The organism is Microbacterium rhizomatis (assembly GCF_008710745.1).
Classification (GTDB): domain Bacteria; phylum Actinomycetota; class Actinomycetes; order Actinomycetales; family Microbacteriaceae; genus Microbacterium; species Microbacterium rhizomatis.
In genome coordinates this window covers 39,200-54,749 of sequence record NZ_VYSA01000008.1, presented here as the reverse complement: position 1 = coordinate 54,749, position 15,550 = coordinate 39,200, and the positions used below count along the sequence as shown (strand labels likewise).

Annotated in this window: 20 protein-coding genes; 8 read left to right on the top strand and 12 right to left on the bottom strand. The window is 64.0% G+C overall.

Going from position 1 to position 15,550, the window contains the following annotated elements; all coding sequences use genetic code 11:
* Positions 1-435: 435 nt before the first annotated feature.
* Both F6B43_RS19495 and F6B43_RS19490 read right to left on the bottom strand, forming a co-directional pair.
* Positions 436-774, bottom strand: a complete 339-nt coding sequence (locus tag F6B43_RS19495) for a hypothetical protein (RefSeq protein ID WP_150450775.1) — start codon at positions 772-774, stop codon at positions 436-438.
* Positions 775-814: 40 nt separating this feature from the next.
* Positions 815-1,033, bottom strand: coding sequence for a hypothetical protein (locus F6B43_RS19490; RefSeq protein ID WP_150450773.1), 219 nt, complete (start codon positions 1,031-1,033; stop codon positions 815-817).
* 690 nt (positions 1,034-1,723) lie between these two features.
* On the opposite strand from F6B43_RS19490, the gene F6B43_RS19485 reads away from it, so the two are divergent.
* A complete protein-coding gene (locus tag F6B43_RS19485) occupies positions 1,724-2,779 on the top strand; it encodes a sigma 54-interacting transcriptional regulator (RefSeq protein ID WP_150450771.1) in 1,056 nt (351 codons plus the stop codon).
* 56 nt (positions 2,780-2,835) lie between these two features.
* Here F6B43_RS19485 and F6B43_RS19480 read toward each other — a convergent pair whose 3' ends face one another.
* From F6B43_RS19480 to F6B43_RS19470, 3 genes are all read right to left on the bottom strand, one after another.
* Positions 2,836-3,630: an SDR family NAD(P)-dependent oxidoreductase gene (locus F6B43_RS19480; protein WP_170285763.1), complete on the bottom strand. Its 795-nt coding sequence runs from the start codon at positions 3,628-3,630 to the stop codon at positions 2,836-2,838.
* Positions 3,631-3,638: 8 nt separating this feature from the next.
* Complete coding sequence (locus F6B43_RS19475; protein ID WP_170285762.1) at positions 3,639-4,421, bottom strand: hotdog family protein; 783 nt, start codon at positions 4,419-4,421, stop codon at positions 3,639-3,641.
* Between the two features lie 95 nt (positions 4,422-4,516).
* On the bottom strand, positions 4,517-5,143 hold the full coding sequence (locus F6B43_RS19470) for a TetR/AcrR family transcriptional regulator (protein WP_170285761.1): 627 nt from the start codon (positions 5,141-5,143) through the stop codon (positions 4,517-4,519).
* Between the two features lie 946 nt (positions 5,144-6,089).
* On the opposite strand from F6B43_RS19470, the gene F6B43_RS19465 reads away from it, so the two are divergent.
* From F6B43_RS19465 to F6B43_RS19445, 5 genes are all read left to right on the top strand, one after another.
* A complete protein-coding gene (locus tag F6B43_RS19465; protein ID WP_246160078.1) occupies positions 6,090-7,007 on the top strand; it encodes a peptidoglycan-binding domain-containing protein in 918 nt (305 codons plus the stop codon).
* Entirely contained in the window at positions 7,004-7,687 is a 684-nt protein-coding gene (locus F6B43_RS19460) for an ABC transporter ATP-binding protein (protein WP_246160077.1), read from the top strand. Before F6B43_RS19465 ends, F6B43_RS19460 begins: the two co-directional genes overlap by 4 nt.
* A gap of 89 nt (positions 7,688-7,776) precedes the next feature.
* Positions 7,777-8,784 carry an ABC transporter permease gene (locus F6B43_RS19455; protein WP_246160076.1) on the top strand — a complete coding sequence of 336 codons (1,008 nt, stop codon included), beginning with the start codon at positions 7,777-7,779 and terminating at the stop codon, positions 8,782-8,784.
* A 254-nt stretch (positions 8,785-9,038) separates the two neighbouring features.
* Entirely contained in the window at positions 9,039-9,353 is a 315-nt protein-coding gene (locus tag F6B43_RS19450; RefSeq protein WP_150450760.1) for a hypothetical protein, read from the top strand.
* 25 nt (positions 9,354-9,378) lie between these two features.
* Positions 9,379-9,924, top strand: a complete 546-nt coding sequence (locus tag F6B43_RS19445; RefSeq protein WP_150450758.1) for a hypothetical protein — start codon at positions 9,379-9,381, stop codon at positions 9,922-9,924.
* A 708-nt stretch (positions 9,925-10,632) separates the two neighbouring features.
* Here F6B43_RS19445 and F6B43_RS19435 read toward each other — a convergent pair.
* The 3 genes from F6B43_RS19435 to F6B43_RS19425 all read right to left on the bottom strand — a co-directional run bounded on the left by F6B43_RS19435 (position 10,633) and on the right by F6B43_RS19425 (position 12,196).
* A complete protein-coding gene (locus F6B43_RS19435; protein WP_150450755.1) occupies positions 10,633-10,983 on the bottom strand; it encodes a hypothetical protein in 351 nt (116 codons plus the stop codon).
* A 205-nt stretch (positions 10,984-11,188) separates the two neighbouring features.
* Positions 11,189-11,695 carry a DUF3515 family protein gene (locus F6B43_RS19430; RefSeq protein ID WP_246160075.1) on the bottom strand — a complete coding sequence of 169 codons (507 nt, stop codon included), beginning with the start codon at positions 11,693-11,695 and terminating at the stop codon, positions 11,189-11,191.
* Between the two features lie 186 nt (positions 11,696-11,881).
* Positions 11,882-12,196: a hypothetical protein gene (locus tag F6B43_RS19425; protein WP_150450753.1), complete on the bottom strand. Its 315-nt coding sequence runs from the start codon at positions 12,194-12,196 to the stop codon at positions 11,882-11,884.
* A 276-nt stretch (positions 12,197-12,472) separates the two neighbouring features.
* Here F6B43_RS19425 and F6B43_RS19420 point away from each other — a divergent pair, with 276 nt between their 5' ends.
* Positions 12,473-12,952, top strand: coding sequence for a hypothetical protein (locus F6B43_RS19420; RefSeq protein ID WP_150450751.1), 480 nt, complete (start codon positions 12,473-12,475; stop codon positions 12,950-12,952).
* Positions 12,953-13,243 carry a hypothetical protein gene (locus F6B43_RS19415; protein ID WP_150450749.1) on the top strand — a complete coding sequence of 97 codons (291 nt, stop codon included), beginning with the start codon at positions 12,953-12,955 and terminating at the stop codon, positions 13,241-13,243.
* Positions 13,244-13,371: 128 nt separating this feature from the next.
* On the opposite strand, the gene F6B43_RS19410 is transcribed toward F6B43_RS19415, so the two are convergent.
* From F6B43_RS19410 to F6B43_RS19400, 4 genes are all read right to left on the bottom strand, one after another.
* Complete coding sequence (locus F6B43_RS19410) at positions 13,372-13,935, bottom strand: PDDEXK nuclease domain-containing protein (RefSeq protein ID WP_246160074.1); 564 nt, start codon at positions 13,933-13,935, stop codon at positions 13,372-13,374.
* Between the two features lie 13 nt (positions 13,936-13,948).
* Positions 13,949-14,320, bottom strand: coding sequence for a hypothetical protein (locus tag F6B43_RS19970; RefSeq protein WP_246160072.1), 372 nt, complete (start codon positions 14,318-14,320; stop codon positions 13,949-13,951).
* A gap of 78 nt (positions 14,321-14,398) precedes the next feature.
* A complete protein-coding gene (locus tag F6B43_RS19405; protein WP_150450746.1) occupies positions 14,399-14,656 on the bottom strand; it encodes a type II toxin-antitoxin system RelE family toxin in 258 nt (85 codons plus the stop codon).
* Positions 14,653-14,916, bottom strand: a complete 264-nt coding sequence (locus tag F6B43_RS19400) for a type II toxin-antitoxin system prevent-host-death family antitoxin (RefSeq protein WP_150450744.1) — start codon at positions 14,914-14,916, stop codon at positions 14,653-14,655. Before F6B43_RS19400 ends, F6B43_RS19405 begins: the two co-directional genes overlap by 4 nt.
* Positions 14,917-15,550: the final 634 nt, after the last annotated feature.

The following is a 15,550-nucleotide window of genomic DNA, read 5'->3' as shown; positions in this document are numbered from 1 at the left end:
GGGGGGCAGCGAGCGGCGGCTGGCGCCGCCTCTCGGCGGGCCCGCTGGCGCGGCCCCTGCGGCCCTGGCGGGCCGCTGTGCGTGGTGCGTTGTGAAGGCGGGATCGCGTCGTGTGCGTGGTCATGGTCGGGTGTGCAATGTCGGGTGTCGGTGGTCGAGGTGGGGCGAGCGCGGGTGCGCTCGCGGCCGCGGCGGCAGGGCTGACCGTGGGGTGTCGAATGCCTCCTGCGCGGCGCTGTGCGCCCGCGTGCCGGCCTCGACGGCACTACCCGGTGTGTGTGGCCGTCGCGGCGGCTGACGGAGCGCTGAGTGCCCTGCTGCGGATGCCGGCTGCGCCTCGAGCTGCCGGGCCCGATCGCTCCCCCGGCTCGGCCACCCGCACCCCGTCGAGCTCGCTCCTCAGCGCCTCACCTCGAGGCGCGCGAGCCGCGGGTCTCAGATCATCCCGGCCGACCACAGCCGGCCCGCCCGGGCGGCATCCTCGAAGCGGCGAAACCGGTAGACCGTCACGTCGCCCTCGACGTACACGGCGAGCGCGAACCCGAACCCGGAATCGACGTCGGCCGGCTCCTGATAGGCCACCGCACCCGCCAACCCCGGCCGCACCCACTCGTTGCCCGGCACCGGCTCGAACCGCTCGAGCGGATCCGCAGCCACCGCCGCGACGAGCTCGAAGAACTCCCCCACGCTCTCGTACACACCCGAACGCATCACCGGCGAGGCCGTCTGCGCCGTCAGCTCAACGTGAGCACGGAAATTCCGCGGAGTCGTCATAGCCCCATCCTCTCCGCCAGCGGCGAGCGCCCTGCCCACCTCACGACACCCGATCCGCGCCGTGCTCGCGCATCAGCGCCTCGAACTTGGCCTCCGGCAGCCGAGGCAGCCGCCGAGATCTCGGCAGCGCAGCGGGCCGCCAGGACGGATCGCGCTTGCGGGCCATGAACTCCTCCACCGACTCCCGCTGCGCGACCGCCGGCACGAGCTCGACATCGCCCACCGGGTAGCGGCGCTCCACCTCGAACAGGAACGTCACCCGCTCCACCTTGCGGCCACGCTGCCGCTCCTCAACGACCGGGAACCCGAACCCCACAACCACCACAGCCGGTCCCGTAGACCCCCAACCCGGCCGCTCCACCCCGCACACCACCCCACGCCCATCCGCAGTCACCACACCCCGACCCACCGCCAGCAGCCCCGCCGCCCGACCCCGCACCGCCACGACGCTCACCGCCCCTCCGCGTCCATCAGCGCCAGCGCCGCCCGCGCGTGCTCGACATCGGCCTCGCTGTAGAAACCACCCGCCGTGCCCCGCGCAACCCGACCCTCCAACTGCACCCTCCGCACCCGCGCACGAAACGCCACCCGCTCCGGCGACACCTCCGCACGCTCCCGACGCTCCCCCGCCGCGATCAACCCCAACAACGCACCCGAACTGATCCCCCGACCCCGAACCCCATACCGACTGGAAACCATCACCGCCACCTCCCACGCTCTGTATCTCTGACAGTTACAAACTACCGCAGACCACCGACATCACACCCGCGACACATGCTTGCAAAATGCAAACAACATTCACCCGAAACCCGCTTGCAAAAAGCCAGCACAATTCACACCCCCACAACACCACCCGCAAACCCCCAAACCCCCACCCAACGTCCCCAATGTCTGACCCCCCACGTAGTCTGTAACTGTCAGAGATACAAACACCACGGAAGGACACCCCATGACCGCTTCACTCCCCACGCTCCACCGCGAGAGCAACCCGCTGCTGACCGTGATGCGAGCCGCGGGACGCGCGGGCGTTGCCGTCCTGCTGTGGGGCAAGCCGGGTATCGGCAAGTCCTCCCTGCTCGCGGGGCTGGCCGAGGCCGAAGGGCTGCCGATGGAAACGGTGATCGCCTCGCTTCGTGAGCCGGCCGATTTCGCGGGCCTGCCCGTTGTGCAGGACACCGGCGTCGAACTCGCCGCGCCCGCTTGGGCGACACGTCTTTCCAAGGCCAACGAGGGCTATCTGTTCCTCGACGAGCTGACGACCGCACCGCCCGCGGTGCAGGCCGCGGCGCTCCGTGTGGTGCTGGATCGCGTCGTGGGCGATCTCACCCTCTCCCGAGGGGTCCGGATCGTGGCGGCGGCGAACCCGCCCGAGCAAGCCGCAGACGGCTGGGACCTGGCCGCGCCCATGGCAAACCGTTTCCTCCACATCGACCACGAACCGTCCACGGACGACTGGATCGACGGCATGACGACCGGCTTCCAACTGCCCGCCTCCGGGCGTGTGCTCGACTACTCACCCGTCCTGCGAGCCGCCAGCCGCGCGCAGGTCGCGTCTTTCATTCGCACCCGGCCCGACCTACTCCACATGCTCCCGCGCGAGGATGCCGCCAGCGGTCGCGCGTGGCCCTCGCACCGCACCTGGACGATGACCGCCGACGTGCTCGCGTTCCTCGATCCCGGCGACACTCCCTCGACGCTCCTGGCCACGACCGGCCTAGTCGGGGAGGGCGCGGCCACCGAGTACATCGCCTGGCGCGCGCTGAACGATCTGCCCGATCCCGCCGACGTGCTGGCCGACCCGGCATCCGTGCCCTGGGAGAACCTCGAACCGTCCCGCGCGTGGGCAACACTCACCGCTGTCACCGCCTACGCGACCGCGGACGGCACCAAGACCGGCTGGCTGTCGGCGTGGGCACCGCTCGCGGTCGCGGCCACTGCCGGGTTGCAGGAACGCAGGCGAGCACGAACAGGAGAAAGGTATCGAGGGACATCACTGGACGAGTAGTGTGCGCTTCTTCGAGGGAGTCCACAAGGGGCGGGGGCCACGCTTCGTAGCAATTCTTATGTGTCGGGGAGGAGCGCGCGGACCGACGACGCCCGGCGGTGTCGCGCGCCGAGGGTGCTTCCTCCGGTGACGTCGAGGACGGTTCCGGTTGTGCGGCGTGCTCGGTCTGAGATGAGGAAGCTCACCGCTTCCGCTACAACGTCCGGGTCGGCGACGCCGCCCAGCACGGAGAAGCTGGACATGTACTCCTGTGCGGCAGGGTTTTGGAAGGCTGGGTGGCCGTTGTCGGTGAAGCCAGGCACAACGGCGTTGACTCGGAGGCCTGCCGGGGCGATCGCTTCGGCCATGTTGCGGGTCAGGGATTCGAGGGCGCTCTTGGTCATCGCGTACACGATGTCGCCAGGGCTGGAGAAGTGGGCGCTGGCCGAGGAGATGTTCACGATACTTCCCCCTGGCGGCATGAGCGGAGCGAGTCCCTGGGAGAGGAAGAAGGGGGCGCGAACATTGACGGCCATGTAGTCATCGAACTGGTCGACGGTTGCCTCGCCGAAGGCCGGTCCGAGCAGCTTCGCCGCGTTGTTCACGAGCCCGCGCAGAGTGTGGTCGCGGTTGGCCCCGAGCATCGCCTGCACGGCCTGCGTGACGGTGGATGGCCCATCTGGAGAGCTGAGGTCACAGGCGATCGCTTCGAAGAACCCGCCGTCGCGCCGGATGCGTTCGCCCAGGGCTCGGGCGCGCTCGTGGCTGACGCCGTACTGGGCGATGACCCCGTACCCATCGGCGTGAAGGCGCCAACAGATCGCCGCACCGATGCCGCCGCTCGCGCCGGTAACCACAACAAGCTCTCGCATAAGTGTCCTCATGTCGCGTCAGTCAGCGCTCCGGTAAACATGCCCTTGGTGACGCCGCCTTGCTGAATATGGCCGCGGATGTCATCACCGTCGAGGGGATCGAAGCGGACAAGAGGTGGCGGGTCGTGCTCGATGTAGTTCTGGAAGCTGAGCGACAGCATTCGCAGCGCCCGACCACTCCACCCGTCTGCCACGGCCTTCTCGATCGCTGCCGCGACCGCCATGCCCGGAACATGGTCCGTGGGGTGATCTGTCGTGAGGGGGTCAAGCGGATCGACGATCGCCGCGCCTGGGTCGGTTTCACCGCCCGAAGACTCGTCGGCGGAGGGTGCACTGACCCGTGCCCTGACCCGAGCGTAGAGCGCGGGAGGCAAGAAACTCACTCGCGCAAACCCCTCCGCGAACGAGTTCCCGTCGATGGTGAGACGAAACCGCATCGCGACCTTCCGCGACGACTGGTGCGACGCAGCTGTCGGGTCGACGCGAGAAACCTCGACCTCGCCGGAGAACCCGGGGTGGTTGCGCCAGGCAGGGTCAACGCTCAGAGAGATCTCGGACAGAACAAAGACCGCGTCGGCGGCGACCTCGAGGTGGTTGTGGGCGAAGACGATTCCGGCCTGCCGTTCGATCTCGATCAGGTCGACGAACCGCACGGACATCTGCCGCCGCGGAATGGCGAAGGCCACGGTGAATCGGCCGCGCCCATCGAGCCGCGCGGCGCCCAACCACAGGTTCCGCCGATCGCGTTTATGGGCTTCCTCTGCTCGGACGAGCCACTCGCGGGTGGACACGCTACCGCGGTCCGGGTGACCGCTGCGCTGCTCCTCTGGTCCGGGCTCTGCGCTCGGGTGGGAGGAGACTTCGGTTCGCGCAGCCATCGCCTGTGCTAATCGCGGGGCTGACTACTGAGGAAGCCGACGATGTGCGGCCTCACTCGCTGGAACCGCTCAGGAAACGAGGCCCACGTATCCTCGATCTCCGAAAGAAGCTGGGCTCCCACGAACACTACGTTCACGTATTCCGCAGCGGCAGCGGCATCCAGTTCTGGTTTGATCGAACCGTCTTCACCACCTTGCCGGATCAACGATTCGGTGATCCGGATCCATTCGAAGTACGGACCGTTCGCGTCTGCATCCAAACCGGTGCCCGGCTGCAGGCCAAGTTTGATACCCGCCTGAACGGTGATATCCGAGGCGATCAGCTGACTCAGCCGGTCCGCAATGGCCAGCAGAGCGTCCAGCCCTGTCAGTTCCTGCTCCAGGACCTCGGTGAGCGCGGCAGTCATGCGTTCCTGCTGCACCTGAAGGATGGCCTGCGCCAAGTCGACCTTGTTGCCGAAGTGGAAATACATTGACCCCGCGCTGATGCCGGACTCGTCCGCCACATCTTTGAGGCGCGCCTCTGCATAGGTCAGTCGGGAGAAGACCCGTGCAGCTCCGTCAAGGAGCTCCGCCCGCGTCGAGATGGAGCGTTCCTGCACGACCCGCGCAGTTCTACGGCCTTCAGCCGCCATGTCGTCACTCGCTTTCATCGATTGGGGCCTGACCGCCGGGTCCTGCCGGGTGGGGAGTCTCTTAGAAAGTAAGTCTACCCACTAGGCACTCAAGGTCGCAGGTGCGCACGCGCGCGTCTCCTGGCCGTTGAACTGATGCCTCTGGACCAGCCCTGGACATAGTGCACACCGCCCGCTAAGGCCATTCGGGTGCCCCGATAGGGCATGGCCGTGCTCTTGACGCTGCCGCAGATGCTGTATGCGTCCAACCTGCGACGACGATCCGAAAGTAGTCGGCAGATCGTCAAGGCAGGAACGTGATCCACGGCACTTGATCTCAACAAAGTAAGATCGTCTACTACACAGCAGAACCCGCCTCGATTCCTAAGGGAGTGCCATGGGTGACCCGAAACCCGCAGACATCCAGCTTCCTCCGACGCAACCCATCGATCTGTCATGGCTCGTCGCTGAGGCCATCCAAGAAGTGGTGGCTGACCCCAGCTAAGACTTTCTCGATGTTGACCGAGCGGAGTCGTCCACTCGCACATGGAGCCGGTGAGCTTCGATCGCCGCGCCGAGGTCAGCGTGAGCGCCCCGACGAGCGTTGCTCCCCAAAGTGGACTCCCTCTGTCTATGCGATGCTTAGTAAGTCATGGTACTCACTTTGCTGTTCGGTGCATCGCAGGGCGCGGCCGTGCCTACCGGACGACTCGCGCCAGGCATTCGTTCGCTCGGCCAGCGGGCCGCTCTCGGATTCTTCGGGCGGTTGGTTTAGGTGCCGAGGATGAGGTCAGACACTCCGGCGTCGAGCCGCCCGCCCCGACGAGGATGGGTATGGCTTGCTGTCATCGTGACGGTTGGCGTACTCGCTGGCTCGGCAGGCTGGGCGACCGCGACCGTGTTGCGTCCGGCGGAGGATCCGCTGGACGCGACACCGTACACGTTCGTGTCCGTGGAGCAGGGTGAGGTGAGTTCCAGCGTCAACCTGAATGCTGTCGCGGAGTGGTCGCCGACCCCTGTAGGCACGAACCAGGCGTCCGGGATCGTGACAGGTGTTGTCGTGGCTCCTGGAGACGAGGTGGTGCAGGGGAGCACGTTGTACCTGCTGAATCAGCGCCCCGTGGTCGTTGCGCAGGGTGCCGTGCCCGCGTTTCGGCCCATTGGTGAGGGTGTTGAGGGCGCGGACGTCGCTCAGTTGCAAGCCATGCTTCACGCGCAGGGATCCTATTCCGGGACGATCGACGGCACCGCCGGGCCTCGCACTGTCACAGCGATCAAAGCCTGGCAAAAAGCGCTCGGCGTAGCGCAGACCGGGCTGGTGGAGCTCGGGGATGTCGTCTTCGTCCCAACACTGCCGATTCGCGTGTCTCTGGATGCCGAACTCGTCTCCCGCGGGCTGTCGCTCTCCGGCGGTGAACCCGTGCTGCGTGGCCTACCGGCGGCGCCCGCCTTCACCATGCCCGTGACCGATGCCCAGGCAGCCATGATGCCCACCGGCACAGCGGTGCAGGTCACGTCACCCGAAGGGACGGTATGGGACGCGGTAGCCGGCGACCGTGTGACGGACGAGCAGTCGCAGACGATCGTTGTGAGCTTGAGTGGTCCCGAGGGCCAAGTGCTGTGCGGTGACCAATGCGCTCAGGTGCCGGTGTCCGGCCAGGCGTTGCTCCCGTCAAAGATCATCACTGTGGCGACAGTGCAAGGCCTGGTGGTTCCTTCTTCCGCGCTCATCACAGAGGCAAGCGGCCAGATCGGCGTCATCGACCAAGACGGAACAGTGCATCCGGTGACCGTCGTCGCATCCGCCCGCGGCATGTCCGTAATCGACGGGGTAGACGCGGGCGTGAAGGTCAGAATTCCCGCCACACAGAACCCTGCGCCGTGACCGGACCTCCCCGCTATGGAAAACCGTCAGCGCAGGGCGATCCCCCTCGTCTGGAAGCGCGAGGGGTCGTGTTCGAGTACCTCTTGGGCCAGCCAGTCCTCACCGATTGGTCGGCGGTGTTTCCTGCCGGATCGCTCACTGCCCTCACCGGGCCGTCCGGGAGAGGTAAGTCGACTCTTCTCTACCTTCTCGGACTGATGCTTCAACCTTCTTCCGGCGACATTCTGGTCAGTGGCGAATCCGTCACCGGCTTGAGCGATGCGTCCCGTGCCCGGCTGAGGGCAGAACAGTTCGGGTTCGTCTTTCAAGATGCCGCGCTAGATCAGACCAGAACGGTCCTCGATAACGTGACCGAGGCTGCTCTCTACCGTGGTCAGAAGCGGGCCGCCGCGAGACCTCGCGCTCTCGACCTGCTGGACAGGTTCGAGGTGGATGTGCCTCCGCACCGCAAGCCTGGTCAGGTCTCCGGGGGTCAAGCGCAACGCATCGCCCTGTGTCGTGCTCTCCTCACCGATCCTGTGGTGCTTCTTGCAGATGAGCCGACCGGGAACCTGGATCCGACGACGAGCGAGCTCGTCGTCGCTGCGCTCCAGGAGCACGCGGCCACGGGGGCGGCTGTTATCGTCGTCACCCATTCGCCCGAGGTCGCCGCAGCCTGTGACATAGAGATTCGCCTATGATCCCCGTCTCAGCGTTAAGTCGCGAAGCGACGGCGACCGCCAGATCTCAGCCTGTCGCGTCCGTCCTGACAGTTCTCATGGTCGCCGGAATGATCATTGCCGTCATGCTCACCACCGGCCGCACCGTCGCCGCAGAACAGCAGGTTCTCGGGACGATCGACTCGGCCGGTACCCGTTCCATCACCGTCCGGGCCGAACAAGACGCAGGCATCACCAGCGATGTCCTGGACCGCATCTCTCACATCGACGGCATCGAATGGTCCGGAGCATTCTCTAGCGCGATCGATGCCACGAACACTCTCATTCCCGATGGGACTCGCGTCCCGGCACGGTACGTCTACGGAACGCACTTCGACCGGCTTGGCGTCCCTCGCGAATCTCCCGTCCCCGGCGCGCTGGCGTTCGCGTCACCGGTTGCGTTGGAACAACTCGGCATGCTCGATCCATCAGGGTCAATCACACTGACCACCGGCGTGAGCTACGGTATCGCGGGTGAGCTCACGGTTCCTGATTTCCTCACAGAACTGCAGCCACTGATGTTGATCCCCCAACCCGATGTTGCGGGGACCGAGCCTGTCAACGTCATCATTGTCATCGCCGAGAGCCCCGAACTCGTCGCTCCGGTCAGCGACGCCGTTCTCTCTGTGCTCGCTCCCACTGACCCGACGAAAGTGACGGTGCAGACCAGCAGAGCCCTTGCCGAGCTTCGCGCGCTGATCCAAGGACAACTCGGCAGTTACTCGCGCGGTCTCGTGCTCGCACTGATGGCGCTCACCGGTGCACTGGTCGCAATCCTCCTCTACGGCCTTGTAATGATGCGGCGCAAGGACTACGGGCGCCGGCGAGCTCTTGGCGCAACCCGCGGGCTCATCATCACCCTGCTGGTCACCCAAACCGGGATTCTCGCCCTCACGGGGATTGCCCTGGGGACCGGGACGTCGTTGCTCATACTGGCCGCCGGTCGCGCTCCCCTCCCGGGCGTTGCATTCACCGCTGCTCTGGCCATCCTCGCCCTCACCACCGCGCTTATCGCGGCACTCCTGCCCGCGTTAGTCGCCAGCCGGCGGGAACCCATTCGCGAACTACGCGTCCCCTGATGCCCCGACGACGCCGCATGGACTTCACTGGCCGATCACCCGCAGTTCCGGCGGCAATCCAGCGCTTGCCCCCAGCAAAATTCATCCTCGCCGACCCTGTGCTGCGGCGTCGACCGAGTGCAGCAACGGGGTCTTGACATCGCTAAGTCACGGGCCGGATACTCGAAAATAAAGTAAGTAATTTCCAAGATTTATTTCGTTCGCGGGTCGCGAGAGCCTCCCGCGACCGTGACCCCACGAAGAAGGACACAGTCATGTCTCTCAGGAAGAAGCTCATCGCCGGGCTCAGCGGGACCGCCCTCGCGGCAGGGCTGGTTCTCGCGGGCGGCGCAGCTGCGAACGCGGCAGACGGCACGATCCAGTGCAACGGCTACCGCTGGCCGTACACGTTCTCCTACACGCCGCAGGGTGTCGGCCAACCGAACTCCCATAACCACCAGCGCATTGACGCTGCAGGAAATGTCACCAACACCAAGTGGGAGGGCGGAAATTACACGACAGTGGGCCCATGGAAGTGGGACAGCTACACCCTCGCCGGCTCGAATAAGAGCGCTTGGTGCGAAAACTAACCTCAGTTCGGAGGGGCGCCGCTAAATGAAGGGCGGCGCCCGCCTGGTCCTGGGTGTGATGGTCTTTGCCGTGCTAGCGATCGCGGGGTGCTCGTCGTCCCCTGCTGACCAGCAAGAGCCTTCCGCCGAATACCAGAGCCTTGGTGATTTTCAGGATCAACGAGCAGACCGCACGCGGCAGATCGTTGCTTGTCTCGATGAGGCTGGGTTTCCCGGGGCGGTGATCCAAGAGGATGGCTCCACTTCAATCGAACTCACAGCCGAGCAAACCGCTGGATACAACCAGGCGGCGAGTCAATGCCTCCTGGAAGCTTGTCCCGCTTGCGGCGAACCGCCCTCCGCCGAGACACTGACTCGCCTTTACCACCTCCAGCTGGAGGCAGCACGGTGCCTGTCAGAAGAAGGCTTCCCCACCAGCGATCCACCCACACTTCAGTCGTATCTCGAGGCGTCAGCTGAATCGCGCTGGTCCCCCCATCGCGAAGCCGCGCCATCGCTCGCAAGTTCTGGGCATATGAACGAGCTGATGGAAGTGTGCCCAGATCCGGAAACATTCATCACGTATTGGTAACCACCTACTCCTGCCGACCCCGAGCTCCGTCACGAATACAGAATGAGGCACCATGCCTGATCCGCACCCGCACGATCTCCCCTCGTCACCTACGAGGTCAATCAAACATGTCTGAGAGGACGAACAACCTGCGGAACTGGGTTCGACGCGGCACAGCGATCGCCGTGTCTTCTGCGGTACTAGCTCTGGCCGGCTGCTCTGCAATGCCAGACCTCCCTGCGACCAAGCCGGCAGACCTCACATTTGATGTGGGGCTCACGCCGGACTTCGCAACAGACATGCAGGCATGCCTTACCGAAAGAGGATGGGCTGTCTCTCTTGGGACCGACGGAAGCTTCATTACCGACAACATCCCTAATGGCCAGCGGGATGTGTACTTTGCGGATGAAGATGACTGCCGCAAGCAGCTCGGATACGACCAGCCCCCGCCAGCCTTGTCAGACGACCAGGTTCGCGAGGCCTATCAGCACGGGCTTTGGGATTGGAAATGCCTGGATGAGAACGGCTACTCTCCCGATCCTCCGCCGTCAGAACAGACGTTTGTTGACGGATACCATGCGACCATCACTCTCTGGTCCCCGTTCTCGCAGTACACCGCTACCCTGCCGCAAGATGACCTCGGCCAACTCTTTAGCGAATGCCCCCGGTCGTACTAACAAAAGGCAGATCCTCTCTGCCCATTGAGGGACAGAGAGGATCTGCCGCGACCTAGGCCCAGGCGCGGCAGTCGTACCCCGTGTCTGAACGCGGAGTGATGTCGTATTCTCCCAACCCGTAATTCTGGTACTGAACTCCGATCGGAGTGATCTTTGCATGCGTGGCTGCGATCAGGCCGTTGTTCCAGCTCTGCGCGTTGCTACCGCCGCTCCACTCCTGGTAAAGCCTCATCCAGCCCGGTGCGGCCATGTAGATCGCCGGCCTGAGGGCGCCGCCGCAGCTGAACCCCGGGAACGTGTGCTGGTAGTTGTATGCCGATGCGGGAACCGCGGCCCCGATCGACCCGACAATCGCCACCGCAGCGAGACCGACGGCGATCTTACGACTCTTCTTGATCTTCATCTTGCTACCTTCCAGTCGATAAGTCGGATGCCTCTATTAGTATCCGAGACGTCAGTATGCTCGCCGGCCGAGTATGCTCGCTAGGTCTTCACCCCTCTGACCTCAGCTTTCCCACACAAGCCCCCGCTCCTCGACCGCTTCAACGCGAACGGGCTCGCCGAGAGCGGCTTGCTACATCCCCGAGGTCCGGTGGTGGCGAGCGTATCTACGGCGACTCGAGGACCTCAGCCCGGTCGGTGCACGCCGCAGATGCACCGGGTAGCGCCGTGTCGATCACGCCACCCAGTCGTTCAAGCACGGACGCGAAGTCCAGATCTCCGGTACGAGCGATCGCGACTTCTACGGCCGGGTCGCGACCGAAAGTGATCATGCGCTGAAGGTCGTCCTCGTGGGGCAAAGCGAGCCAGTCTGTGCCCCCGAGATAGAAACAGGGAAGCGCGGCTGGCCCAGGCGCCTCAACACCGCAGGACAGAATGATCGAAAGAGGGTTGCCCCACGCTCCGGTTCCCTGTGCGTCGGTCCACCGACGATCCTCGTTCTCGATGCTGTCCGGCAGCGAAACAGTGACCCGAGCGCAGTCAGGGCTGTTCGCGTTCTTCGCTGGAGTCAGAGCGACAGTGTTCGAACACCCGGCCAGGCTGCCCGACAGTGAAAGAACAGCTACCGCGGCGATCAAAGCGCGGCGAGCCGCGCCGTAGTGAGCACGCATCATGGGTTCGACCCTAACTCGGCGTGAGTCGGCCAACTCCTTGGCGACTGCCCGCGGTCATACTAACGAAAGGCTGATCCCTCTATTCCACTTGGGGACCAGGGGGATCTGAGTTTCCGGACTCGACCCAGTCGTTCAAGCAAGGAGTTGGCTACTTTGCGCCCTGTTCTGATGTCGAAGCCTGCCTCCCTAGAGGCTGCACTCGATGATCGAACTGTGGATGGCAGTTGAAGCGTCAAATAGCACGTACCCGCTGTGCTGAGCGCCGTGCTTGTAGCGGGTGCTTCTCACGAGCGCGGGCTGCACGATCGTCAAAACCTCACCGGAGGTTTGGAACGTCATGCTGCCCCACCCAGTTTGATCCACGATGCCGTAGTGGTGACGGCCCTGAGTGCAGCTGCGATAGACGTTGTTCTGAACAGCGTTCGCGGCAACCACTCCGGTTCCCATGATGAGTGCGCCCGTGACGGCCGCTGCCGCTATTGAGATGGTGCGCTTCCTCATGTTGCACCTATCCTCTCTAAGTAAGAAATTCAACCTATTTACAGTGAAAGTAGACCCATGCTGGCTGGACGTCAACGATCGACTTCGGGGAGCGGGATCAGACATGCACGAGAGACAGGGGTTGGGACGGGGACCCTCCTCGCGGTGGGCGTGGGCTTGCTATCGCTGAGCGCCTGCAGTGGCTCTCCGGCAATACCCGAAACCAGGTCGGCAGAGCCGATTCCTGCTTACGATGCGCTAACCCAGGGCTTGATCGATCAGCAGTGGGAGAGTGTCGTGAGCACGTATCCGGATGCGGTCAGGCCAGATGTTCATCTCGAGCGGTACGTGACAATCGAGTCAGCGCCGGGAGCGCTGGAAGCCTGCATGCACGGTGAAGGATTCTCAGATGTCACGGTCCGGTCCGACGGGTCATTGGAATCAGGATCGCTGCCAGAGGCGCAACGTCAGACGTACGCGGTGAGCATGTGGAAGTGCATGGCCGAGTTCCCTTACGAGCCTCGATTCAATCAACGGTTGTCGACTGAGCAACTCGCGGCAATCTACCGCTATTACGCCGGAGAGCTGACCGACTGCCTTGAGGACCTCGGCTACACCGTCGACGCGCCTCCGAGTGAGACGACGTTCGTCGAGGGATACTACACAGCGCCAGACTTGTGGTCACCGTACTCCGCCGTTCTAGGTTCAACTGAGGATCCCTCGTCGGCGTATGCGACATGCCCCATCTTGCCTCCCGATCTTTTCGGAAGTAGCTAAATGGTCGACACCAAGGTTCCGCTCGACCGCAGCGCGCAGGCAGCGTTTGTGATCGCATCCATCGTCGCGTGCGCCCTCCTGATACCGCCGATGCTGATGGAAAAGGCAGCGCTGAGAGAGTGCCGTCAGATCGTGGATCGCCTAGGCGGTGCCGTCAACGATGCGAGCGTGGAGTGGAAATACGGACCGCCATTGCCGTACTGGTCTTGCTTTGAAAAAGATGCACTTCAAGCCAGGATGGAGCACTTGATCGGAGATAGGTCTGACGAGACTGCAACGATCGAGCCATGACCACCTTGCCCCACATGAAAGGTGACTCAGGCGATCGGTCGAGCCCAAGCCTGCGGGGATGTTCACCCACCGTAACTGCTGGAGAGGTTTGTGGCTGTTCGCTGCACCCCGCCCCCCAGCCGCGCATGTCAATCGTTCGGCTCGGAGCGCTGAACCGCCTCGGTGGCGATCTGCGTCAGAGTCTCCTCGGAGGGCAGCGCCGCAGCGTCGGCAGCGCTTAGTTCGTACCGCGACACGGCGACAGGCTGGCGCGTGCCGGCGAGAACGTAGCGCACGACGGTCTCGTTCTTGTCAGCTACCCGGAGCATCCCCACCGTGGGTCTGTGTAGGTCGTTGATCCGGAGTCGATCGTCGACGAGCGACACGTAGAAGCCCAGCTGGCCAGCATCGCGGGGGTCGAACTTGGTGGTCTTGAGCTCGATGACCACGTAGCGCAGCTGTTCGGCGTGGAAGAATAGTAGGTCGACGTAGAAGTCGTCGCCATCGATGTCGAAATGGATCTGCCGGCCGACGAATGCGAAGCCTCGCCCGAGTTCCCGCAGGGTCTGAACGATCCGGTTCGTGAGACGTTCCTCGAGCTGGCGCTCGGATGCGTCCGAGTCGATCGCAAGGAAGTCGAGGGTGAAAGGGTCCTTTGTGATCTGTTGTGCAACCGGGCTGCAGAAGCTTTCTTCCGGAACAAGCCGCCGCACACTCAACTCGTCGTCAGACCAGTCGCAGTCGGGGCGGTCGAGGGTTGCCGCGTGCCGCCTCCCACACCCGTGCGGCCTCGATGTACGGACGGGACCAGTCGGGGAGCTCATCGGTGTGGCGAACGACTTCTCCCCACTGCTCGGGCTCATCACTGAACCCGAGTCCCTTATCGCCGCCAACTGTTCCATCGACACGGACCCGCACACCATCTATGAACACGTGTAGTGCTCCAGGGGAGTCATGTCTCGGCCAGTGCTCCACGCGCAGCACCCGCGGGGACACCACCAGGCGGCGCCCGCGGTTCTCCACGCCCACGACATCCGGCAATCCGTCGGGCAGCTTCCACGAGTACGCGACGTCGCAACCTCCGGCCTGGTCATCCACGTGTGCACGTCGAATCGGTGTCAACGGTGATCTTCATGAACGCATCTTGTTGTAACGGGCCCAAATCTCGTCAGTGGTCTACTTCTCGTAGATGTCTCGTCGATGACCGGCGTGAACAATTACTACGGTCAGGATGTCGTCCTGGATGCGGTACAGCACCCGGTAGTCACCGGTCCGCACCCGCCATTCCGGGCGCCCGGTGAGCTTCTTCGCCGCTGGCGGCCGAGGATCATCGGCGAGCAATTCGACCGCCGCTTGGACCCGTCGCTTCGCCTCGGGAGGCAATTTCCTGATCGCTCTGGCCGCGACGGGGAGAACCTGGATCTGATGGGTCACGGAACCAGACCGAGGTCACGCTTGACGTCGTCCCAGGGAACGGGCGTCTCACCCAACTCCTCAGTCTCTTCCCACGCCGCATCTACCGCACGGATGTCCGCGAGCTCCTCAGCATCATCCAGCAGCTGCTCAAGCTGCGCCGCGTCGACAACGGCCGCGACGGCCCTGTTCCGACGCGTGAGATACACCGGTTCGACACGGGCCTCGTCGATGATCGACGCCAACCGGCCACGGGCGTCAGTGATAGCAATCTGAGTCATGCCTACAGGTTACCGCAGAGCGACTAAAATGTACATAGTAGATCTGTTTGTACTTAATTGCCGATAATGACCGTTATGTCAGATCAACAGCGCCGTCTCCGTTGGTGGGCGTCTGCGCGTGCGTCGTAGATGTCTAGGCAAATGATCGCTCGGTAACGTGGGGCGCATGACCATCGAGACGTACATCGCCCTCTTACATGAGCAAAATACGCCCACACCCGCTGGTCAACCGGTCCTTTGCCCTCTACAACCGGACGGAACACCCAAGCCCACGATCGACCACGGTGGCGTGCTCTATCACTTGCTCCACACGCAGAGTGGTCCCGGAGTATTTGATTACGGGCGAACCTGAATAACGACAACTAGGTCGCCCCATCGACCGCGCCACCACCGACCTTCACTCCTGAGGTTCGCCGGTCGTTTCCTCCAAATTCTCCAACAGCCGCCCGTCTCCCGTCTCGTTATCGGGAGAGGCCGCCGCGGTCGCGTTGCTGCGTGTTTCCGGCCCGGCCCTTTCGGGGCCGTGGGGCGCGGTCGGTTGGTGTGGTGACGGCCTCGCGGGGGTGCTTCGCGTTGCCGCTGTCTGCGAGGACGCGGCCGCGGACCTCTTGCTCTGACGCGGTGCCCTCCAGCG